At 73.4% G+C, this 23,179-nt stretch carries 10 protein-coding genes and 1 pseudogene; 10 read left to right on the top strand and 1 reads right to left on the bottom strand.

The window, feature by feature from the left end:
- The first annotated feature begins 32 nt into the window (after window positions 1–32).
- The 3 genes from AB0I22_RS05620 to AB0I22_RS05610 all read left to right on the top strand — a co-directional run bounded on the left by AB0I22_RS05620 (window position 33) and on the right by AB0I22_RS05610 (window position 4,086).
- On the top strand, window positions 33–1,979 hold the full coding sequence (locus tag AB0I22_RS05620) for an adenine deaminase C-terminal domain-containing protein (RefSeq protein ID WP_363129348.1): 1,947 nt from the start codon (window positions 33–35) through the stop codon (window positions 1,977–1,979).
- A 110-nt stretch (window positions 1,980–2,089) separates the two neighbouring features.
- Complete coding sequence (locus AB0I22_RS05615) at window positions 2,090–2,953, top strand: Clp protease N-terminal domain-containing protein (protein WP_363129347.1); 864 nt, start codon at window positions 2,090–2,092, stop codon at window positions 2,951–2,953.
- Window positions 2,954–3,270: 317 nt separating this feature from the next.
- Window positions 3,271–4,086, top strand: a complete 816-nt coding sequence (locus tag AB0I22_RS05610; RefSeq protein ID WP_363129346.1) for an SAM-dependent methyltransferase — start codon at window positions 3,271–3,273, stop codon at window positions 4,084–4,086.
- A 131-nt stretch (window positions 4,087–4,217) separates the two neighbouring features.
- Here the strand turns inward: AB0I22_RS05610 and AB0I22_RS05605 are convergent, their stop codons facing one another.
- Window positions 4,218–4,613, bottom strand: a complete 396-nt coding sequence (locus AB0I22_RS05605) for a hypothetical protein (protein WP_363129345.1) — start codon at window positions 4,611–4,613, stop codon at window positions 4,218–4,220.
- 220 nt (window positions 4,614–4,833) lie between these two features.
- Between AB0I22_RS05605 and fabI the strand changes: the two are divergent.
- From fabI to AB0I22_RS05570, 7 genes and pseudogenes are all read left to right on the top strand, one after another.
- A pseudogene (fabI, locus tag AB0I22_RS05600) lies at window positions 4,834–5,604 on the top strand (enoyl-ACP reductase FabI); the annotation flags it as partial.
- Window positions 5,605–6,000: 396 nt separating this feature from the next.
- The gene (locus tag AB0I22_RS05595) at window positions 6,001–7,101 is read left to right on the top strand and encodes a zinc-binding alcohol dehydrogenase family protein (protein ID WP_363129344.1); all 1,101 of its coding nucleotides are present in this window, start codon (window positions 6,001–6,003) and stop codon (window positions 7,099–7,101) included.
- A gap of 21 nt (window positions 7,102–7,122) precedes the next feature.
- On the top strand, window positions 7,123–8,469 hold the full coding sequence (locus tag AB0I22_RS05590) for an NAD(P)/FAD-dependent oxidoreductase (RefSeq protein ID WP_363129343.1): 1,347 nt from the start codon (window positions 7,123–7,125) through the stop codon (window positions 8,467–8,469).
- A 55-nt stretch (window positions 8,470–8,524) separates the two neighbouring features.
- Window positions 8,525–15,040, top strand: coding sequence for a beta-ketoacyl synthase N-terminal-like domain-containing protein (locus AB0I22_RS05585; protein WP_363129342.1), 6,516 nt, complete (start codon window positions 8,525–8,527; stop codon window positions 15,038–15,040).
- Window positions 15,037–19,797 carry a thioester reductase domain-containing protein gene (locus AB0I22_RS05580; protein ID WP_363129341.1) on the top strand — a complete coding sequence of 1,587 codons (4,761 nt, stop codon included), beginning with the start codon at window positions 15,037–15,039 and terminating at the stop codon, window positions 19,795–19,797. The genes AB0I22_RS05585 and AB0I22_RS05580 overlap by 4 nt, the downstream gene beginning before the upstream one ends.
- Entirely contained in the window at window positions 19,794–21,494 is a 1,701-nt protein-coding gene (locus tag AB0I22_RS05575) for an FAD-dependent monooxygenase (RefSeq protein WP_363129340.1), read from the top strand. Before AB0I22_RS05580 ends, AB0I22_RS05575 begins: the two co-directional genes overlap by 4 nt.
- A 228-nt stretch (window positions 21,495–21,722) precedes the next feature.
- Window positions 21,723–23,156, top strand: coding sequence for an FAD-binding oxidoreductase (locus AB0I22_RS05570; RefSeq protein WP_363129339.1), 1,434 nt, complete (start codon window positions 21,723–21,725; stop codon window positions 23,154–23,156).
- Window positions 23,157–23,179 lie beyond the last annotated feature (23 nt).

Below are 23,179 nucleotides of genomic sequence, written 5' to 3'. Positions count from 1 at the left end.
CCCTCCCGAACCCTCCAAGGAGTGTGCATCCCATGACCGAGCAGCCGCAGCAGTCCAGGCAGCCGCAGCAGTCGCCGGGGCTTCAGCAGTCGCGGCAGTCGCAGGGACTCCAGCAGTCGCGGCAGCCGCAGAGCTTTCAGCAGCCGCAGCAGCCGCATGACGTCCGGATCAGCGGCGGACGGGTGGTGTCGACCTTCACGGGCGAGGAGTTCGCCGCCGACGTCCTGCTGCGCGGCGACACCATCAGCGGCGTGCTGCCGCCCGGGGCGCCCGGCGCGGCCCGCGAGCACGTGGACGCCACGGGGCTGCTGATCGTGCCCGGTTTCGTGGACGCGCACATGCACATCGAGAGCTCGTTCCTGACACCGCAGACCTTCGCGGCCCTCACCCTGGCCCGCGGCACGACGACGGTGCTCGCCGACCCGCACGAGATCGTCAACGTGGCGGGCGCGCGGGCCATGCGCTGGATGATCGAGGCGGGCCGCGGCACCCCGCAGACCCAGCTGTGGGGCGTGCCCTCGTGCGTACCCGCCCTGGAGGGGCTGGAGCACGCGGGCGCGAGCCTGTCCGCCGACGACATCGCGGAGATGCTGCGCTGGCCCGGCGTCGTCGCCCTCGGCGAGGTCATGGACTACCGCGCCGTGGTCGCCGACGACCCCCGGATGCGCGGCATCGTCGCCGCCGCCCGCGAACAAGGAGTGATCCTCGACGGGCACTGCCCCAACCTCAGCGGCGCGGAACTCAGCGCATACATGGCCACCGGCGTCGACTCCGACCACACCAAGAACCGCACCGAAGTGGTCCTGGAGAAGGCCCGAATGGGCATGCTGATGATGCTTCAGGAGAAGTGCCTGCTGCCCGAGACGGTCGAGGCGCTGCTCGCGCTGGAGCAGCTGCCGCCGCTGTGCCTGGTGACGGACGACCTGGCGGCCGACCACATCCTCGGCGCCGGCCACCTCGACCACATCGCCCGGGTCGCGGTACGCGCCGGACTGCCCGCCACCGCGGCGCTACGGGCGCTGACCTGGACCCCGGCGCAGCGGCTGCGGCTGTACGACCGGGGCGTGGTCGCCCCGGGCAAGCGGGCCGACCTCGTGCTGCTCCGCGGCGAACTGGCCGACTTCGACCCGGCCGCGGTCTTCGCGGGCGGCAGGGAGGTGGCTCGGGACGGGGCCGCGACGTACGAAGCCGAGCCGCGCGCGGGCAGCGGTGCGGAGGTGCGTACGGGCAGTGGTACGGAGGTGCGTACGGGCGGTGCGGAGGCGCGTACGGGCAGCGGTGCCGAGGTGCGTACGGGCTCGGCCGCCGGCGCCGGTTCCTCGCCGGACGTCCTCGACGCCGGCCCCCTCGCCGACACCCTGACCGTCGAGCCGCAGACCCCCGACGGCTTCCGGTGGCGGGTCGACCTCCCCGACGGCACGCACCGCTTCCGGGCCATGCGCGTCAACTCCCGCGACACCTACACCGAGGCGGCGGAGGTCGAACTCCCCGTCCGGGCGGGAGAGGTGGAGTGGGAGGGCCGGGCCACGCTGGTCCGGGTACGGAACCGCTACGGCCGCTCGGGCGCGGTCTTCGCGCCGCTGCTGGGCCGTACGCTCGCGCCGGGCGCGGTGGCGACCACGTACGCCCACGACAGCCACAACCTCCTCACCATCGGCACCTCCCGTGCCGCGATGGCGGCCGCCGCGGCGGCGGTCGTCGAGGACGGCGGCGGCGTCGCCGTCGTACGCGGGGAGGAGGTCGCGGCCCGGCTGCCGCTGCCGGTCGGCGGGGTGATGTCGCCGGATTCGGCGGCCGAGGTCGCGCGGCGGTCGCGGGTGGTGCGCGACGCGCTCACCGGATGGGGCTGGGACCACCTCAACCCGTTCATGAGCGTCTCGACGCTGACGCTGGCGGTGTCCCCGAGCCTCAAGATCACGGACCTGTCCCTGGTGGACGTGGTCCGTCGCGAGCCGAGCGGCGCCATCGCCACGGAATGACGACCCGGGTGTGAGGCAGGGCTTCCGGTTCTGCCTCTCGCCAACCTCTAGAGAAGGTAACCCCATTGGGGTTACCTTCGGGTCATTGCCGAATCCTGGGGGTCCGCGAGATGCCGAAGGTCAACGTCTATCTGCCCGACGACCTGGCCGAGGCGGTCAAAGAGGCCGGCGTGCCGGTGTCGGCCGTGTGCCAGCGGGCGCTGGAACAGGCCGTACGACGGCTGACCGCCATCCGCGAGACGCCGCTGGCCGACCTGGACGGCGAACCGGCGGGCGCGCTGGCGCACTTCACCGACAAATCGCGCACCGTGCTCGAACTGGCGGTGGAACGGGCGCGGGCGGCCGGTGCGCCGCGGCTGAGCACCGAGCATCTGCTGGGCGCCATGCTCGACGAGGGCACCAACCTGGCCCTCCAGGTGCTGCGCGCCATGGAGATCGAGCCGGAGCGGGTCGGGCGCGAGCTGACCCGCCGAATGCCCGAAGCCGGGACGCCTGAAGCCCGGACGTACGAAGCCGGGATGCCCGAAGCCCGGACGCCCGAAGCCCGGACGCCCGAAGTCCGGGCGGCCGACGTGTCCGACGGTGATCCGCGCCGTTTCGACGGGCCCGCGGCCAACGCCCTGGAGCTGACGGTCACCGAGGCGACCTCGCTCGGCCACAACTACGTCGGCTGCGAGCACCTGCTGCTCGGCCTGGTCGGGGAGCCCGACGGGGTCGCCGGTCAGGTGCTGCGGTCCACGGGAGCCGACCCGAAGCTCGTCCGACGTGCCGTCACCGCCGCGCTGGCGGGGTACGTACACCTGCGGGCCCAGAGCGGCCAGGGCGGTCAGGGCGGGCAAGACGAGCCGGCGGCAGCGGTCGCCGGCGTGCGGCAGGCCCTCGCCGCCGCTGTCCGCCAGGAACTCGAACCGCTGGGCGTACGCATCGCACGGCTGGAGGCGCATCTCGGGCTGGCCTCCGCTCCGGAGCGCTGATCGCGTCTACGGACCGACCCGGTACGCACCGTGAGCGCGTGAAGCCGAGGAGTACGCAAGGTGTAAAGGGGGTGAGGGCGACCGACGGCCCCTGGCCGCGGTCCCCACGAGGCGCGGCCGGCCACCCTCCCCGAGGCCCTACCCGCCCTGTCCGCGCAGCTCACGGCCGTACAGCTGTGGCTACTGGCGGGCAGGGCGCGGGAGTTCCCCGACGCGGGGCCCGAGCCCGCCGGCCCCTGCGCGGGGGCCTCCGGTCAACTCCGGGGAGGGGCAGCCTTACACTCCGGGGTGACGCAGAGCGATGTTTGAGGAGCGAGATGGCGCATCAGGGCTTTTCAGTGGATCGGATCAACACGGGCGAAGCACACTCGGCGCGGGTGTACGACTACATACTCGGCGGCAAGGACCACTACGACGTGGACCGCGACGCGGGTGACCTGATGTGCCAGGAGTGGCCCGCGCTCCCCGTCCATATGCGTGCCAACCGGCAGTTCATGCACCGCGCCGCGCGGTACCTCGCCCGCGAGCAGGGCATCCGGCAGTTCCTGGACATCGGCACCGGCCTGCCCACCGCGCCCAACCTGCACGAGGTCGCCCAGGAGGTCGCCCCCGACGCGCGGATCGTCTACGTCGACAACGACCCGATCGTCCTGAACCACGCGGACACCCTGCTGACCAGCTCCGCCCAGGGGCGGACCGCCTACGTCGACGCCGATATGCGCGACCCCGACGCGATCATCAACTCGCCGGAGTTCCAGCGCCTTCTGGACCTGCGGGAACCCGTCGGTCTCATGATCATCGGCATCCTGCACTTCATCCTCCCGCCGGACGACCACCGCCTGGTCCAGCGCCTCCTGGAACCGCTCCCCGTGGGCAGCTTCCTGGCCATGACCATCGGCACCGCCGACTTCGCGCCCGAAGAGGTCGGCCGGGTCGCCGCCGAGTACGGACGGCGCGGCATGCAGATGCAACTGCGCACCCGCGCCGAGGCGGAGGAGTTCTTCGCCGGCCTGGACGTCGTCGAGCCCGGACTGACGCAGGTCCACCACTGGCAGCCCGAGGAGGGCCAGGAGGTCGTGGACGACCGCGACATCGCCATGTACGGGGCTGTCGCGCGTAAGTCCCGCGCGTAAGTCCCATCCGCGAGTCCCATCCGTAAGTCCCGTCCGTAAGTCCCACCCGTTTCAAGTCCCGGGCGTAAGACCCCCGCCCGTAAGACCCACACCTGCCGCTGTCCGGGGCGCGCCCCGGACAGCGGCAGGGCTCAGTACTCGGTCATCGCGTGCACTTCGTCCGTCAAGGCGATGAACTCGGGCGACTGGAGCGACGGGATCATCGAGCGCAGCCGCGCCACGTCGCCTCCCGGCCGGATCTTGCCCGTGACCAGGCCCACGAGCGCCTTCATCTCCCGCGTGGAGAGCTTGACGCTGGTCTTGTACGCCATCCGCAACGAGCACATGGGCCGCTCCAGGGTGCCGCGCCTGGCCGCCACGAGCCGGCCGTCGCGGATCCGGAAGTAGTACGCGATCTCGCCGCCCTCCGGCGCCTCCCTGATGACGTGCTGGATCTCCAGGTTCAGGCCCGGCTTCTCGGGCATTCGATCGCCGCGCTTTTCCAACTCCGCCAGATACTCCGGGGAAAGGTATTTGATCTTCGGCATCGCACACTCCGGCATGACGTGCTCCAGAAACATCGGTTCCCGCACCGTATCGGCCCGGACCGCGTGAAATCCTCATCACTGCTGGGGAATCAGAGGCACGGTCCCCCGCACGCCCCCTCCGAAAGAATGAGGACGTGCGGCCGTATTCACCCGCTTCCGGCGCGTGAATTCTGGAGAGCCGGAAGTGGACGAGGGCCGTAACGGCCGGGGGAGCCGAGCCATGCTGCTGGAGCACAAGCGCCTTCTCGTCACCGGGGTGCTGACCGAGTCCTCGATCGCGTGGCGGGTGGCGCGGCTCGCCCAGGAGCAGGGCGCCGCGCTCGTGCTCACCGGCTACGGGCGCGGGCTGCGGCTCACCGAGCGGGTGGCCCGGCGGCTGCCGCGCCCGCCGGACGTGCTGGAGCTCGACGTGACCCGCGAGGACCACATCGCCGCCGTGGCCGAGGAGCTCGACGCGCGGTGGGGGCGACTGGACGGCGTGCTGCACGCGGCGGCCTTCGCCCCGCCGCACATCCTCGGCGGCGGTTTCCTGACCGCACCCTGGCCGGCCGTCGCGACGGCCCTGCACGTCTCGGCGTACTCGTTCGTCGCCCTCGGCCGCGGTCTCGGCCCCCTGCTGGCCAGGGCGGACGGCGGCGGCTCGGTGGTCGGCCTGGACTTCGACGGCCGCGTCGCCTGGCCCGCGTACGACTGGATGGGCGTCGCCAAGTCCGCGCTGGAGAGCTGCTGCCGCTATCTGGCCCGCGACCTCGGCGGCCAGGGGACGCGCGTGAACCTGGTCGCGGCCGGCCCGCTGGACACCGCCGCCGCACGGGCCATCCCCGGCGCGGAGGCGGTGAGCGGGCCGTGGCCCGGCCGCGCGCCGCTGGGCTGGGACCCCGCCGACGCCGAACCGGTCGCCCGCGTCGTGTGCGCCCTGCTCTCCGACTGGCTGCCCGCGGTCACCGGGGAGATCGTGCACGCCGACGGCGGGGCGCACGCGATGGGCGCCGCCCCGCTTCCGCCGAGCGCGGCCCCGCTTCCGCCGGCCGCCGTTCCGGTCCCGTTGGCCGCCGCCCCGGTCCCGCCGAGCGCCGCTCCGCTCCCGCCGAGCGCCGTCCCGCCCCCGCCGGCCGGGGGTTCGTACCCGTCGGCCGCGGCCCCGCTCCCACCAAAGGATGAACGCTCATCCTTTGGTGGTGCCCGGTGAATTCATCAGGCCGACGGAAGACGGGCAGAACCCTCCGAACGTAGATTTCCATGCGTTGCGCCAAGGGCTGACGAACGCCCGGCCGAGGAAGATTCCGAACTCACCGAGGGGCCTACTCAGGTGATCACCACCGATGCATGGGTATTGCATGCGGGACCCGTCCGCGCGGAATCCCAAGAGCCCGCGCCCGGAGAACTGGTGCGGGAGGATTTCAGTTTTCCGGATATCACCGAGAACGAAGTTCTGGTGGCGCCGCTCTACGGCTCCTGGGAAGCGAACATGAGCCACGCGCTGGAGCGGACCCCGGTGGACGTGTGTCGCCAGCGCGGCGAGGACCGCATGGTCATCGGGAACTTCGGGGTCGTACGGGTGGAGCGCCCGGGGAAGGCGGTCACCCGCGTCAAGGAGGGCGACCTCTGCCTGATCCAGGCGTTCGCCCGTACCGACCAGGACGGCTACGTCAAGCTGGTGCACGCCTACGACGCCCCCGGCACCACCGGCGTCCTGGCCCGCCGCACCAAGATCGGCGAACATCTGCTGCTGCCCCTGCCCAAGGACACCCGCTACTCGCTCCAGCAGTGGGCCGCCTCCTACGGGCGGTACTGGACGGCCTGGGACAACTGGAAGGTCGCCTACGCCTGCTGGCGCTCCCAGGTGCGTACGGACCCGGCGCACACGGACCCGCCGCCGCTCGCCTTCGGCTGGGGCGGCGGCGTGGCCGTGGCCGAACTCGAACTCGCCCGGCGGGCGGGTTTCCGCGCCGCCATGGCCTCCGGCAACCCGCGCCGGCTCGCCGAGATCGAGGCCAAGGGCATGATCCCGGTGGACCGCCGGCTCTTCCCGGACCTCTGCCACGACGAGGCCCGGATGGCCGCCGACCCCGGCTTCCGGCAGCGCTACCGCCGGTCCGAGCGGACGTTCCTGCGGATCATCGGCGAACTCAGCGGTCGGCGCGGCGCCGCCGTCGTCATCGACAACATCGGCGAGCCCGTGTACCGGGCGACCCTGCGGGCCCTGGGCCGGCAGGGGGTGCTCACCACCGTCGGCTGGAAGCACGGCATGCGGCTGGAGACCGTACGGGCCAACGAGTGCATCAAGCGCCATATCCACGTCCACACCCACGCCTGCTGCTTCCACGACATCGAGGAGATCCTCGAATTCCAGGAGAGCTCGGGCTGGATGCTCGACGTGGGCGATCAGCGCGTCTACCGCTTCGACGAGATGCCGGAACTGGCGCGCGACTACGCGGCGGGACGACTGGACTCCTATTTCCCGCTGTTCCGTGTCAACGAGGAATGAAGAGAAGTGAAGGGGAGAGCTGTGTCTGAGGTTGACTTCGATATCGGCATCATCGGCGGGGGCCCGGCCGGCGCCACGGCTGCTTCCTACCTGTCCAAGGCGGGCCTGAGCTGCGTAGTGTTCGAGGGCGATCTCTTCCCCCGCGAACACGTCGGCGAATCGCTGATCCCCGCCACCACGCCCGTACTGTCCGACATCGGTTTCCTGCCGCAGATGGAGGAGGCCGCGTTCCCCAGGAAGTACGGCGCGGCCTGGACCTCGGCCACCGAACAGTCCATTCCCACCATGGGATTCAAGGGCATGTCCCACGGATTCCGGGCCGCCGAGATCGAATTCCACGAGCGCGAACAGCTCGGCGTGCACCAGGATTACACCTACCACGTGGACCGCGGGAAATTCGATCTGCTGCTGCTCCAGCACGCGAACAGCCTGGGCGCCAAGGTCTACGAGGGCATCCGCATCCGCAGGGTCGACTTCTCCGAGGTCTGCCCCCGGATCGTGTTCCCGCTCGGCGCGGGCGAATCCTCGGTCAAGGTGCGCATGGTCATCGACGCCAGCGGCCGCGGCACGTTCCTCGGCCGGCAGCTCGGACTCAAGGTCAGCGACCCGGTGTTCAACCAGTACGCCGTCCACTCCTGGTTCGACCGCCTCGACCGCTCCGCCCTCGCGGTCAACAAGGAGCAGGCGGACTACATCTTCATCCACTTCCTCCCGGTCTCCGACACCTGGGTCTGGCAGATCCCGATCACCGACACCGTCACCAGCGTCGGCGTCGTCACCCAGAAAAAGCACTTCAAAGCGTCCAGTTCGGACCTCGAAGGCTTCTTCTGGGAGTGCGTCGGCAGCCGCCCCGACCTGCGCGATGCCCTGAAGAACTCCCAACAGGTACGCCCGTTCAAGGCCGAGGGCGACTACAGCTACGCCATGAAGCAGATCTGCGGCGACGGCTGGGCCCTCGTCGGCGACGCCGCTCGCTTCGTCGACCCGATCTTCTCCAGCGGCGTCAGCGTCGCCCTCAACGGCGCCCGGCTGCTGTCCGGCGACGTCATCGCCGCCGCGGAGAAGGGCGACTTCAGCAAGGGCTCGTTCCGTACGTACGAGTCCAAACTGCGCCGCGCGGTCGGCAACTGGTACGAGTTCATCTCCATCTACTACCGGCTGAACATCCTGTTCACAGCCTTCGTCCAGGACCCGAAGTACCGCATGGACGTCCTCAAGATGCTCCAGGGCGACGTCTACGACGACGCCGAGCCCAAGGCGCTCGCCGCCATGCGGGAGATCACCCGCCAGGTCGAGGAGAACCCCGACCACCTGTGGCACAAGCACCTGGGTTCGCTCCGCGCACCCAGCGCGGCCCCCCTGTTCTGACCGCTCGGTCGTCGTGCCTGGCCGCCTGACCGCTTGATCACCTGACCGTTTGGTCATGTCTGACCGCCTGGTCGCCCGACCGTCGAACCGCAGCAGTATGGAGGGGAACGCGCCGATGCACGAAGCGATCGCCATGGTGGGGGCGGGCTGCCGCTTCCCCCGCGGGGCCGACGGGCTCCCGGAGTTCTGGCGGCTCCTGCGCGCGGAGACCGACGCCATCGAGGAAGTCCCCCCGGAGCGCTGGGACGTGGACCGCTACTACGACACGGACCCGCACCGGCGCGGCGCCATGTACAGCCGGTGGGGCTCCTTCCTCGACGGCGTCGACCGGTTCGACCCGGCGTTCTTCGGCATCGCGCCCCGCGAGGCCCACGAGATGGACCCCCAGCAGCGGCTGCTGCTGGAGGTCGCCTGGGAGGCCCTGGAGGACGCCGGCCAGTCGCCCACCGCCCTGGCCGGCACCCGGGCCGCCGTCTTCACCGGCGTCATCGGCATGGACTACACCCTGCTGCACGCCCGCCAGGCCGGGATCTCCGGCATCGGCGCCTGGTACGCCAGCGGGCGCGAATTCAGCTTCGGCCCCGGCCGGCTCTCGCACGTGCTCGGGCTCCAGGGCCCCAGCATGTCCGTCAACACCGCCTGCTCGTCCTCGCTCGTCGCCGTCCACCTCGCCTGCCAGAGCCTGCGCACCGGGGAGGCCGACATCGCCCTCGCGGGCGGCGTCAACCTGATCCTCTCCCCGGAGCTCAGCATCTTCCTGTGCAAGGTCCGGGCCATGTCCCGCGACGGGCGCTGCAAGCCCTTCGACGCCTCGGCCGACGGCATCGTACGGGGCGAGGGGTGCGGCCTCGTCGTGCTCAAACGGCTCTCCGACGCCCTGGCCGACGGCGACGACATCCTCGCCGTCATCCGGGGCTCCGCCGTCAACCACGACGGGGCCAGCGCCGGGCTCACCGTGCCCAGCGGCGCGGCCCAGCAGCGACTGCTGTCCGACGCCCTCGCCGCGGCGGGCGTCGCGTCCGCCGACATCGACTACGTGGAGGCCCACGGCACCGGCACACCGCTCGGGGACCCCATCGAAATGGGCGCGCTGCGCACCGTGCTGGGCGCGGGCCGCCCGGAGCACCGCCCGCTCTCCGTGGGCTCCCTGAAGAGCAACTTCGGCCATATGGACGCCGCCGCGGGCGTCGCCGGACTGCTCAAGGCCGCCCTGATCCTCCGGCACCGGCAGATCCCCGCCACCATCCACGTGCGCGAACGCAACCCGCGCATCCGCTGGGACTGGCCCGTGGACGTCGCCACCGAACTGACCCCGCTGCCGGACGCCGAGGACGGCCGGCCGCGGCTGGCCGGGGTCAGCGCCTTCGGCCTCAGCGGCACCAACGCACACGTGATCATCGAGGCCGCCCCGCCGCGCGCCGACGCCCGCACCCCGGAACCGGCCGGACCGGTGCTGCTGCCGCTCTCCGCCCGCGACGGCGCCGCCCTCACCGACCTGGCCCGCGCCTACCGCGACCGGCTCACCGGCCCCGAGGCGCCCGCGCCACGCGACCTCGCCCACACCGCGGGCGCGCGCCGCGCGCACCACGCCGAACACCGCCTCGCCGTCACCGGCAGCGGTACGGACGAACTCGCCGCCCGGCTCGGCGCGTTCCTCGACGGCGGCTCACCGCCCGGCCTCAGCACCGGCGGCGGCGACCCCGAGACCGGCGGCGCGAAGGCTCCGGGCATCGTCCTCGCCTTCTCCGGCCAGGGCGCCCAATGGCCCGGCATGGCCCGCGAACTGCTCACGCCCGGCAGCGGCCACGACGCCTTCCGCGCCGCCTTCGACGCCTGCGACGCCCTCGTCCTGGAACACGCGGGCTGGTCGCCGAAGGAGGAGACCGAACGGCCCGAGGACGCCTCCCGGCTGCACCGCACCGAGTACGCACAGCCCGTGATCTTCGCCGTCCAGGTGGCGCTCGCCGCGCTCTGGCGCTCCTGGGGCATCGAGCCCGCCGCGGTCGTCGGCCACAGCATGGGCGAGATCGCCGCCGCGCACGTGGCCGGCGCGCTCGCCCTCGACGACGCCGCGCGGATCGCCGTCCACCGCGGCCGGCTGCTCGCCGAATCGGCCGGGCGCGGCCGGATGGCCGTACTCGACCTCCCCGAGGACGCGGCGCGGCGCGCCCTCGGCCCGTACGCCGGGCGGATCTGGCCGGCCGCCGCCAACAGCTCCCGCACGACCGTGGTCTCCGGCGACGCCGAGGCGGTGGGCCGGCTGCTGGCCGACCTCGCGGACCGGGGCACCGGCTGCCGGCCGCTGCCCGGCGACTACCCCTTCCACAGCCCGTACATGGAGCCCTACCAGGACCGGCTGGCGAAACTCCTGGACGGGCTCCGGGCCGCGCCGCCCACGGTGCCCGTGGCCACCACGACCCCCGCCGGGGACGGGGGAGGACAGCTCTTCGACGCCGCGCACTGGGTACGCAACATCCGCGAACCCGTCCGCTTCGCCGAAGCCGTCGACACCCTGCTGGACCAGGGCCACCGGACCTTCCTGGAAATCGGCCCGCACCCGGTCCTGGCCCTGCCCATCACCCACGCCTGCGAGGACCGCGGCGTCGAGGACGCCCTGGTCGTACCGTCGCTGCGCCGCGCCGTCGCGGCCCCCGGGACGCTGCTGGCCTCGCTGGGAGCGCTGTACGCGGCGGGGGCCGAGGTCCGCTGGGAGGCGGTGCCGCCGGGCGGCGGCCGTCCGGTGAAGCTTCCTTCCTATCCGTGGCAGAGGGGCAGCTACTGGACGAGGGAGGGGCGGGGGAGCGAGCAGGAGAACGCGTCGGGGGATGTGGCTTCTGCTCCGGAGGGGGCGACAAAGCCCATGCCCGTATCGGGGGATGTGCCCCAGGCCGTACCCGAGCCCGTGCCGGAGCGGGCCGAGCCCGCCGCCGTACGGGCCACAGCGCCCGGCCTGCCGGGCGAGCGGGGCGAAGTGGCGGATCTCGTCGCCCGGGCGACGGCCGAGGTGCTGGGGCACGAGCCCGGCACGATCCGGCGGCGGCAGGGCTTCGCCGACATGGGCATGGACTCCCTCACGTCGCTGGAACTCCGTACGGCGCTCCAGGCCAGGTTCGGGCCGCTGCCCGCCACGGTGGCCTTCGACCATCCGACGGTCGAGCGGCTGACGGACTACCTGTGGGACCGCCGGGCTTCCTCTCAGAGTGCCGCCGCCGCGCCGCGAGCGCCTCGTCCCGCCCCGGAAGGGCCCGAGCCCATCGCGGTCGTCGGCATCGGCTGCCGGTTCCCCGGCGGGGCCGACGGGCCCGAAGGGTACTGGCGGATGCTGCGCGACGGGACCGACGCCATCGAGCTGTCGCCGCCGGGTCGCTTCGACGACGAGAGCCGGTGGCTGGGCGCGTGGCTGGACGGCGTGGACCGCTTCGACCCCCGGTTCTTCCGGATCGCGCCGCGCGAGGCGAAGGTCATGGACCCGCAGCAGCGGCTCTTCCTGGAAGTGGCCTGGGAGGCGCTGGAACACGCGGGGCAGACCCCCGAGCGGCTCGCCGACACCCGTACCGGGGTGTTCGTCGGCATGAACTCCCACGACTACGCCGAACTCATCGCCAACGCACCGCAGAACGTCGACGCGTTCTTCGGCACCGGCAACTCCTTCTGCTCCACCGCCGGCCGCCTCTCCTTCTTCCTGGGGGTGCACGGCCCCAGCCTCGCCGTGGACACCGCCTGCTCGTCGTCGCTGGTCGCCGTGCACCTGGCGGTGCGCAGCCTGCGGAGCGGGGAGAGCGAGGTCGCGGTCGTCGGCGGGGTCAACGCCATCCTGCGCTCCACCATCCACCGCGCCAGCCGGGCGGCGGGGGCGCTCGCCGCCGACGGGCGGTGCAAGACCTTCGACGCGGCGGCCGACGGCTACAACCGCGGGGAGGGATGCGGGGTCGCCGTACTCAAACCGCTCTCCAAGGCCCTCGCCGACGGCGACCGGGTACTGGCGACCGTCCTCGGCTCGGCCGTCAACCAGGACGGTCCCAGCAGCGGGCTCACCGTCCCCAATGGCCCGGCGCAGGAGGCCCTGGTCCGCGACGCGCTCGCCGACGCCGGGGTCGCGCCCGCCGAGATCGGTTACGTGGAGGCGCACGGCACCGGAACACCGCTCGGCGACCCGATCGAACTCCAGGCGCTGGGCGCGGCGTTCGGCGGGCTGCCGGGCCGTCAGCGGATCGCTGTCGGCTCGGTGAAGACCAACTTCGGCCACCTGGAGGCGGCTTCGGGCATCGCGGGCCTCATCAAGACCGTACTGGTCCTGAATCGCGGCGAGATCCCGCCGCACCTCCACTTCAAGGAGCCCAGCCCCGAGATCCCCTGGCACGAACTCCCCTTCGACGTACCGGTCGACGCGGCCCCCTGGCCGCCGGACCGGCGAGCGGCCGGCGTGAGCGCCTTCGGCTTCAGCGGCACCAACGCCCATGTCGTGCTGGGGCGTTCACCGATGGAGGCGGTGCAGCGCGGCCCGGATTTCGAGGGAGGGGGAGGTGGCGAGTCCGGGGACGGCCCGCCGTATCTGCTGCCGCTGTCGGCGTCCGACGAACACGCCCTGGCCGCGCAGGCGGCCAACTACCGGGAGTTGCTGACCGGGTCCGGCCGCGTCGCGGACCGGCCGCCGCACTCGGACGAGAACGCCACGGCGACCGGCGTCCCGCTGCGCGATCTGTGTTTCACCGCGAGTACGCGCCGCGCGCACCAGGCCCGCCGCCTCACCGTCGTCGGCCGTACGCGCACCGAACTCGCCGACAAATTAGCCGAGTTCGAGCGCGGCGAGGCGGGGAACGGCGTCGCCACCGGCCGGGCGGACGGCGGGGCGGAGCGGAAAGTTGCGTTCGTGTTCTCCGGCCACGGGTCGCAGTGGCCGGGCATGGGGCGGCTGCTGCTGCGCCAGGACCCCGCCTTCCGGGAGGCCGTGGCCTGGTGCGACGCGCACCTGACCCCGTACACCGGCTGGTCGGTCCTGGACCACCTGGAGCGCGGCGCCGACACCCCGTCGGGCCCGCGCCGGCAGGAACTGATCTTCGCCGTGCAGACCGCGCTCGCCCGGCGCTGGCAGGCGCTCGGCATCCGGCCCGCCGCCGTGCTCGGCCACAGCATGGGCGAGGTGGCGGCGGCGCAGGCGGCCGGGGTGCTGGGGATCGCGGACGCGGCGCGGCTCATCCATGAGCGCGCCGCCGTGCAGGAACGGCTCGTCGGCAACGGCGCCATGGGGGTGGTCGGGCTGCCGGCCGACGAGGCCGAGGAGGTGCTCGTCGTCGCCGGGTACGAGGACCGGCTGTGGGTGGCGCTCGGCAACAGCGCCCGCAGCACGGTGCTCTCCGGCGCCGAGGACGCGCTCGACGAGGTGCTGGCCGCGCTCAAGGCGCGTCGGGTCTTCGCCCGCCGCGTCGACGCCGCGGGCGCCGGGCACTGCCCGCTCGTCGAACCCCTCGACCGCGAACTGACCGACCGCCTCTCCTGGCTCCGGCCCGCCCGCGGCGAACTGCCCTGCTACTCCTCCGTGACCGGCGGCCCGCTCGGCGGAGAGGCGTTCGACGCCGCCTACTGGGGCCGCAACCTGCGCGACCGCGTACGGTTCTCCACCGCCGTGCGCGCCATGGCCGGCGACGGCTTCGACACCTTCGTGGAGATCTCGCCCCACCCGCTGCTGCTCGCCTTCATCGAACAGGACATGCGCGACCTCGGCGTGCCGGGCGTCCTCGTGCCGTCCCTGCGCCGGGACGGCGACGACTTCGCCGTCATGCTCGACTCGCTCGGCGCCCTGCACGCGCACGGCTGCCCCGTCGACTGGGACGGCATGTATCCGGCGGGCGGCCGGCTGACCGACACCCCGTCCTACCCCTGGCAGCGCAAGCGCTACTGGCTGGCCGCCGCCCCGCAGGGCGACGCGGCGGGGGACACGGCGGGCGACACGGCACCGGCCGGGCCGGGGGCGGCATCAGTGGACGCGGGCTCGGAGGGCAGCGGGGCGGGCTCGGAGGGCGCTGCCCTGCGCCGGGAACTGGCGGCGCTGGCCCCCGAGGACCGCCACGACGTCCTCGTCGGCCATGTGCTCGCCGCGGCGGCCGTGGCGATCGGCGCCGACTCGGACGACGAACTGGACGCCCGGCAGGGCTTCTTCGACCTCGGCATGAACTCCGTCACCTCGATGGAGATGAAGCTCGTCCTCCAGCGGCGCTTCGACTGCTCGCTGCCCAACACCCTGGTCTTCGAATACCCCAACGCCGAGGCCCTCGCCGGATATCTCGCGACGGACGTACTCGCTCTCGGGGATTCGGAGGCCCCGGCCGCAAGCCCCACGAGGGCCGCGAGCCCCACGACGAACGCAAACCCCGACGCGGCGCCCGTCCCGGACGCCGACAAGAACGCCGACGAAAACACCGACAAGGACGTCGACGGGGGCGCCGACGAGGACGACGACCTCGCGGCCCGCTTCGAGCGCGAGATGGCCGGGGTCGATGCCCTGGGCATCGGGCGCCCGGCCCGGACCCGGACCCGTACCGACATCACGTACCGCGGAGAGGCGGAGCAATGACCGGAAGGGACATGGACGACCGGACCAGGCTGGCCCACGCCCTCGATCGGATCGCACAGTTGAGGACCCGGCTGGAGCGGTACCAGCAGACGGACGGGCCCGTCGCGATCGTCGGCATGGGCTGCCGCTTTCCGGGCGGCGCCGACTCACCGGAGGCGTTCTGGCGGGTCCTCAGCGACGGCGCCGACGCCATCGGCCGCTTCCCGGCCGAACGGGGCGACGCGGACGCCGTGTACGACCCGGACCCGGACGCGCCCGGCAAGGCGTACTGCGTCGAGGGCGGGTTCATCGACCGGCCCGACGCCTTCGACGCCGAACTCTTCGGCATCTCCCCGGCCGAGGCCGTGGCGATGGACCCGCAGCAGCGCCTCACGCTGGAGGTGGCCTGGGAGGCGCTGGAGCGCGCCGGGATCGCCCCCGACCGGCTGACGGACAGTGCCACGGGCGTCTTCCTCGGCGCCAGCACCAGCGACTACGCGCGCATGCGTCAGCAGCTCGCCGACGTGCGCGACGTGGATCCCTACCAGCTGATGGCCGAGCCCGCGTTCCTCGCCGGGCGCGTCGCCTACCACTTCGGGCTGCGCGGCCCCGCGCACGTCGTCGACACGGCCTGCTCCTCCTCGCTGCTCGCCGCCCACCTCGCGTGCCAGAGCCTGCGGCGCGGCGAGTGCGACCTCGCGCTCGCGGGCGGTGTCAGCCTGATGCTGACGCCCTACGGGTTCGTGCTGGTCAGCAAGGCCGGAGCGCTCGCGCCGGACGGGCGCTCCAAGGCGTTCGACGCCTCGGCCGACGGCTACGCGCGCGGGGAGGGGTGCGGCGTCGTCGTGCTGAAGCGGCTGGCGGACGCGCTCGCGGACGGCGACCCGGTGGTGGCCGTCATCCACGGCAGCGCCGTCAACCACGACGGGCGCTCCAGCGGCATCTCGGTGCCCAGCGGCCAGGCGCAGCAGGAGGTGATACGGGCAGCCCTCGCCGACGCCGAGGTCGCCCCCGCGGGGATCGGGTGCGTAGAGGCGCACGGTACGGGCACGATGCTCGGCGACCCCATCGAACTCCGGGCCCTGGAGGCCGTGTTGGGGGCGGGGCGGCCGGCGGACCAGCGCGTGTACGTCGGGTCGGTGAAGACCAACGTGGGCCACTTGGAGGCAGCCGCGGGGGCGGCCGGGCTGATGAAGCTCGCGCTCTCCCTCCAGCACGGGCGGATACCGCCCAGCCTGCACTTCACCGCGCCCAACCCCAACGTGGACTGGGACCGGCTGCACCTCACCGTGCCCACCGCCCCCACTCCCTGGCCCGACGCGCCGAACGGCCGCTACGCGGGCGTCAGTTCCTTCGGGGTGAGCGGCACCAACGTGCACCTGATCATGGGCGAGGCCCCGGCGCCGCCCGCCGCCCCGCCCGCCGAGTCGGCGGCCCGCCGCTCGCACGAACTCCTCGTCCTGTCCGCGGCCTCCCGCGCCGCCCTCGGCGACCTGGCCGCCCGCTACGCGACCCGCCTCGGCCTGCCCGGCGAACCGGCCGCCGCGAACGACGTGCCCGCAGCAGACGGCGGTGCGTCCGCCGTAGACCCTGGCGCGCCTGTCGCAGGGAACGGCGCGCTCGCCGCCGCGAACAGCGCGGCGAGCGGGGACAGCCGTACAGGCCCGAGCGCGCCTGCGGGCAGTGGCCCGTTGCGCGGAGACGGTTTTACGGGCGCGGGCTCGGCGGCGAGCAGCGGCGCGGTGACCCGGGGCGGCCGTGCGGACGAGGCGGCGGGCGGCGGGACGGTGGGCAGTGACGCTCGAACGGGCGCAAGCGCGGCGGCGGGCGTCGGGTCGCTGGCGGATGTCTGCCGGGCCGCGGCCCTTGGCCGTGCGCAACTGTCGTACCGGGCCTCGCTCGTTACCTCATCCATTCCCGAACTGCACTCACAACTCGGCAAGTTCGCCGCTGGAGGGATCGCGCCGGGAGTCTCCAGCGGGCGGGCCGCGCCCCGCCGCCGCGCGAAGGTCGCCTTCCTCTTCACCGGTCAGGGAAGCCAGTACCCCGGTATGGGCCGCGGCCTCTACGAGAGCGAACCCGCCTTCCGGGCCGCGCTCGACGAGTGCGACGCCCTGCTGCGCGGCCGCCTCGACCGCCCGCTGCTCGACGTGCTGTACGGCGGCCCGGAGGACACCGCGCTCCTGGACCGCACCGCGTACACCCAGCCGGCGCTGTTCGCCGTCGAGTACGCCCTGTCCCGGCTCTGGCGCGCCTGGGGCATCCGCCCCGGCGCCGTACTGGGACACAGCGTCGGGGAGTACGCCGCCGCGTGCGTGGCCGGGGTGTTCAGCCTCGACGACGCGCTCACGCTGGTCACCGCCCGCGCCGCGCTCATGCAGCGGCTCTGCGAGCCGGGCGCCATGCTCGCCGTGCCGCTCGCCGCGGCCGAGGCGGTCGAGGAGGCCGAGGCGGACGGCGGCCTCCTCGCCCTCGCCGCCGTCAACGGCGACCGCGAGTGCGTGCTGTCCGGCGCGGGCGACGCGGTCGAGAGGGTCGCCGCCCGCCTCGCCGGGCGCGGCGTCCGGGCCCGGCGGCTGCGCGTCTCGCACGCCTTCCACTCGCCCCTGGTCGAACCGATGCTGGCCGAACTGCGGGCGACCGCCGCGCGGATCGCCTTCACCGCGCCGCGCGTCCCCGTCATCTCCAACCTCACCGGCGAGGCCGTCGGCCCCGACACCCTCGCCGACCCCGACTACTGGTGCCGGCACGCCCGTACGACCGTCCGGTTCGCCGACGGGCTGCGCACCCTGGACCGGCTCGGGTTCACCGCCTTCCTGGAGGCCGGCCCCGGCCGCACCCTGCTCGGCCTCGGCGCCACGGCCCTCCCCGGCCCGGACCGTACCTGGCTCGCCTCGCTGCGCCGCACCGCCGAGGACGCCGAGCAGGTCCGTACGGCGCTCGGCGGCCTGTACGTGCTCGGGGCCCCGGTGGACTGGCAGGCGGTGCACGGGGGCGCCGGATCACCCGCCGCCCCCGTGGACCTCCCCACGTACGCGTTCCAGCGGCAGCGCTACTGGTTCCAGGAGCGGGCGGCCGTACCCGCGGCGGTACCCACGGCCGCGCCTGCCGTCGCCGCGCCTGCTGGAGCCGAACGGGACACCGACGCCGACACCGACACCGACGCCGACTCTTCGACCGTCCCGGCCCTGCTGGCGCGGCTCACCGAAGCGGCCCCGGACGCGCGGCCCGGCCTCGTCGCCGCCCACCTCCTGGAACTCCTCGCCACCATGCTGTGGACACCCGCCGAGGAGATCGCCTCCGACGCCGACCTGCTCGAACTCGGCGCGGACTCGCTGATGGTGATGCAGGTGGTCACCGCCTGCAAGACCGAACTGGGGCTCGTCCTCTCCCCGCGCGAACTCTTCGAGCGGCCCACCGTCGCCGACTGGTCGGTGCTGATCACCGAGCACGCGGAGCGGGACCACGGGCTGCCCGGCGCCGTCGGGCGCGACGCCCCGGCGGCGGGCCCCGACTGGACGGATACGGCCGTGCTGCGGGCCGACGCCGTACTGGACCCGGACATCCGGCCCTCCGACGTTCCCGCCGGGCCGGGCGATCCGGGCGAACCCTGGCGCGACCCCTCCGACGTCCTGCTCACCGGCGCCACCGGGTTCGTCGGGGCGTTCCTCCTGGACGAACTGCTGCGCTCCACCGAGGCGACGGTCCACTGCCTCGTACGCGCCGACGACCCGGACGCCGGGCTGGCCCGGCTGCGCGCCGCCGCCGAACGCTATCTGAGCTGGCGCGAAGGGGACGAGAAGCGGATCGTGGCGGTGCCCGGCGACCTGTCCCAGCCGCTCCTCGGCCTCACCGAGGAGGCGTTCGACGCGCTCGCGCACCGCGTCGACGCGATCTACCACAACGGCGCCAACGTCAACTTCGTCCACAGTTACCGGCAGCTGCGGGCCGCCAACGTCGGCGGCACCCAGGAGGTCCTGCGCCTGGCCTGCCGAGGGCCGCTGACGCCGGTCAGCCACGTCTCGACGTTCGGGGTCTGGGGCGTACCCGAGGATCTCACCTCCACCTTCGCCGAGGACGACGACCTCGACCGGGCCGGGCGGCTGCCCAACGGCTACCTCCAGACCAAGTGGGCGGCGGAGCGGCTGGTGCTCGCCGCGCGCGAGCGCGGGGTGCCGGTCAACGTCTACCGGCTCGGCCAGATCATGGGCGACTCGTGCCGCGGCGCCTGCGTCACCACCAGCTTCACCTGCGCGGTCATCAAGGGCTGCATCCAGTTCGGCACGGCGCCCGAGCTCGACATGCTCGTCGAGATGACCCCCGCCGACTACGTCAGCCGGGCCCTCGTGCACGCGTCGAAGACGGCCGGCTTCGGGCAGAACTTCCACCTCCTGAACCCCGAGCGCATCACCTTCGCCGAGCTGGTCGGCTACCTCCAGCGGGGCGGCTGGCAGGTCGGCCGGCGGCCGGGGCCCGAGTGGGTGGCGGAGTTCCGCGCCGGAGTGGGCCTGGAGGACAACGCGCTGCACCCGCTCATCGACACCATCAGCGAGATCGTCCAGGCCGGTCAGGACTCCATGACCTACCGGGTGGACAACCTGCGGCGCGCGCTGGACGGCAGCGGCATCAGCTGCCCGCCGCTCGACGACGCGCTCCTCGACACGTACTTCGGCTGGATGGTCCGTACCGGCTTCCTGCCCGCACCCGACGAGCCCGCCGCGCGGCCCGGCGCCCACCGGCACCTGCCCGCCGCGCAGCCCAGGACGGAGCAGCCATGAACACGTCCGACGCACACCCCCGGAACGGGGCGCATCACCGGGACGGGGCGCACAACGGGGACGGGGACGGGGACCTCCGCGACGTCGCCATCCTCGGCGGCTCCCTGCCGGCGGCGACCCTGGCGACCGTGCTCGCCGCCGGCGGGGCGCGCGTCACGCTCATCGACGAGGACCGGCCGCCGCCCTTCCCGCCCGGGGAGATGGGCGTGCACGCCGCCGGGCTCTTCCGGGTGCTGGCCGAGCGCTACAAGACACCGGAACTGGCCCGGCTGTCGACCGTCAAGGACATCCACGCGCACATCACCCGGACCGTCGGCGCGGAGCACTGCCACAGCTTCGTCTACCACCGGGAGGGCCGGCCGCAGGACCCGGCCGAACTGCTCCAGGTCTGCCCGCCCAAGGGCGCGCCGCCCGAACCGCACTTCCACCGCCCCGACATCGACGCCCACCTGCTGCGCTGCGCGCGGGACCGGGGCGCCGACGTGCGCCGGGGCGCCAAGGTCAGCGGGGCGGCGGCGGGCCCGGACGGCGCGGTCGTCCGGCTCTCGGACGGCGCCGAGATCCGGGCCCGGTACCTGGTGGACGCCTCCGGGCCCGACTCGCCGCTGGTCGCCGGGCTGGGGCTGCGGGAGGAGCCCGTCAGGTTCGCCACGGCCAGCCGCACGCTCGCCACCCATATGACGCGGATACGGCCGTTCGCCGACGCGGTAGCCGACCGGGCGGCGGACTACCGGCCGCCGCTGCCTTGGCACCGGGGCAGCATGCACCACCTCACGGACGGCGCATACCTCGCGGTGCTGCCGCTGGGCAACCACCCGGAATCCACCGGCGGACTGTTCAGCGTCAGCCTGACGCTGGACGCCCGCCGCTTCCCCGCGCCCGAGCGGGCCGGGCGGCCGGCGGAGGACGAGTTCCGGGCCTTCGTCGCCCGATTCCCCACGCTGGCCCACCAGTTCGCGTACGCGGTGACCGAGCGGCCGTGGCTGTCGACCGAACGCAACCAGTACGCGGCGAGCCGCACGGCCGGCGACCGCTGGTGCCTCATCGGGGACGCGGCGGGCTATGTCGACCCCTTCATATCGCGGGGGCTCGGGCTCGCCCTGGAGACCGTGAACGTCCTCGCCCGGCGGCTGCTGGACGCCGTGCGCGACGGCGACTTCTCCGCCGAACGCTTCGCCCTGGTCGGTGAACTGACTCGTGATCACCTCGACGCCAACGACGAGCTGGCCGCCATGGTGCACGCGTCGCTGTGCGACCCGGCGCTGGTGCGGGCCGTGCTCTTCGTCCTCGAAGTCGGCTTCCGCTTCGGCGGGTTCCCGATGCTCGCCGCCTGGTCCGAGCTCCGCGCCACGGGCGGCGACGCGGCGCTGCGGGCCCTGGAGACGGTGCCGTACCGCGGCCATGTCTTCGCCGGACACGAGGGCTACCACCGGCTCTTCGCCGCGGCCGGCGCCACGTGTGCGGCGGTCGCGGCCGGCGAGCTGGACCCGCGCGCCGCGAGCGAACGGATCTTCCGGTCCGTCCGCGACGCGGAGTTCGTGCCAGCGGCCTTCAAGCTCCGCGACCCCGCGGCCCGTTCGCTGCGGATCACCCCGGTGACCCTGCTGCGGCTCGCCCTGTGGACGGTCCGCGCGGCGCCGAAGGACATCGCCCCGCTGGTCCGCGCCGGGATCAAGAGCGTTCTGCGGGGCGGTTGAGGGCGCGGGGCCGCCCGTACGCCCGTCAGCCCGGCCCCGCGCCCGTACACCGCTCCACCTGCCCGTATGTCCGTCCCCGACCGTACGACCCGCATTCGTCCCCCGACCGTACGACCCGCATTCGTCCCCCGACCGTACGACCCGCATTCGGCTCCGGCCGTACCGCTCCGCCCGCGCCCCATCCGCTCCGCCCACCACATCCCGGTCCGACCGTCTCAAGGAGCACGCATGGCCACCTCCGCACGTTTCGCCGGTACCGTCCTCGCTCCGGGGGACCCCGGTTTCGAGGACGCGAGCCGCACCTGGAACGCGTGCTTCGCCTCCCGCCCGCGCGAGGTGATGGTCTGTCACAGCACGTCGGCGGTGGCGGAAGCGCTGCGCGGCGTGCGGGAGCGCGGCGTGCCGTTCCGCGTCCGGTCGGGCGGCCACTCCATGGCCGGACTGAGCAGCGTCGAGGACGGGGTGGTCATCGACCTGGGCGGCCTCGATTCCATCACCCTCAGCGAGGACCGCTCGCTGGCGACCGTCGGCGGCGGGGCCCGACTCGGCGACGTCTACCGCGAGTTGTGGCGGGCGGGCGTGACGATACCGGCGGGCACCTGCCCGCGGATCGGCGTCGGCGGCCATGTGCTGGGCGGCGGCATGGGGGTGCTGTCCCGCTCCCGCGGGGCTCTGGTCGACCACCTCGCCGCCGTGGAAGTGGTCGACGCCGAAGGCCGGGCGTACACGGCGGACGAGAACGAGCACCCCGACCTGTTCTGGGCCTGCCGGGGCGGGGGAGGCGGCAGTTACGCCATCGCCACCTCGTACACGCTGCGCACCTCGCCGGTGGACGAGGTCACGCTCTTCACGTTCAGCTGGAACTGGGAGCAGTTCCCGCAGGCCGTACGGGCGTGGCAGGGCTGGCTGGCGTCGACGGACGACCGGGTCAACACCTTCCTCTCGCTCTTCCCGCGCGAGCAGGACCTGGTGGCGGCCTTCGGCGTGTACGACGGGCCGGCCGCGGAGTTCGAGGAGCTGATGCGCCCGCTGGTGGCCGCCGTGCGGCCGCAGGACCAGGTCGTGGAGCCGATGCCGTTCATCCAGGCCGTCGACACCGTGGAGGCGCTCCAGGGCGAGGCGGCGGCGGCCGACCAGGTGCGGGCGCAGGGCAGTTCGGCCATCGTCGCCGAGCCGCTGGACGGCGCGGCGATCGCCACCCTCCAGGAGTTCCTCACCGACCCGCCGAGCCACCGCGCCGAGGTCGCCGTCTACGGCATGGGCGGGGCCATCGGACGCCCGGCGCGCACCGACACGGCGTTCGTGCACCGGACGGGGCTGATGGCCTTCGAGTACCGCACCGACTGGGACCGGCCCGAGGACGACGGGAAGAACCTCGCCTGGGTCAAGGCGCTGCGCCACGCGATGGCCCCGCACACCACCGGCGCCGCGTACGTCAACACCATCGACCTGGCCCTGGAGAACTGGCTCTGGGCCTACTACGAGGAGAACCTGCCGCGGCTGATGGAGGTCAAGCGCCGCTACGACCCCGGCGACGTCTTCCACCACCCGCAGAGCATCCCGCTCTCGCTCACCGAGGCGGACATCGCCCGGCACGGCATCCCGGAACCGGTGGCCGCCCGGCTGCGGTCCGCCGGACTGACGTCCCCTCTCGCCGACTGACGGCAACGTCATCCGGCTTGCCA

The organism is Streptomyces sp. NPDC050610 (assembly GCF_040654875.1).
Classification (GTDB): Bacteria; Actinomycetota; Actinomycetes; order Streptomycetales; family Streptomycetaceae; genus Streptomyces.
Note: the sequence above shows the minus strand (reverse complement) of the source record. Positions and strands in the feature narration are given on the sequence as shown.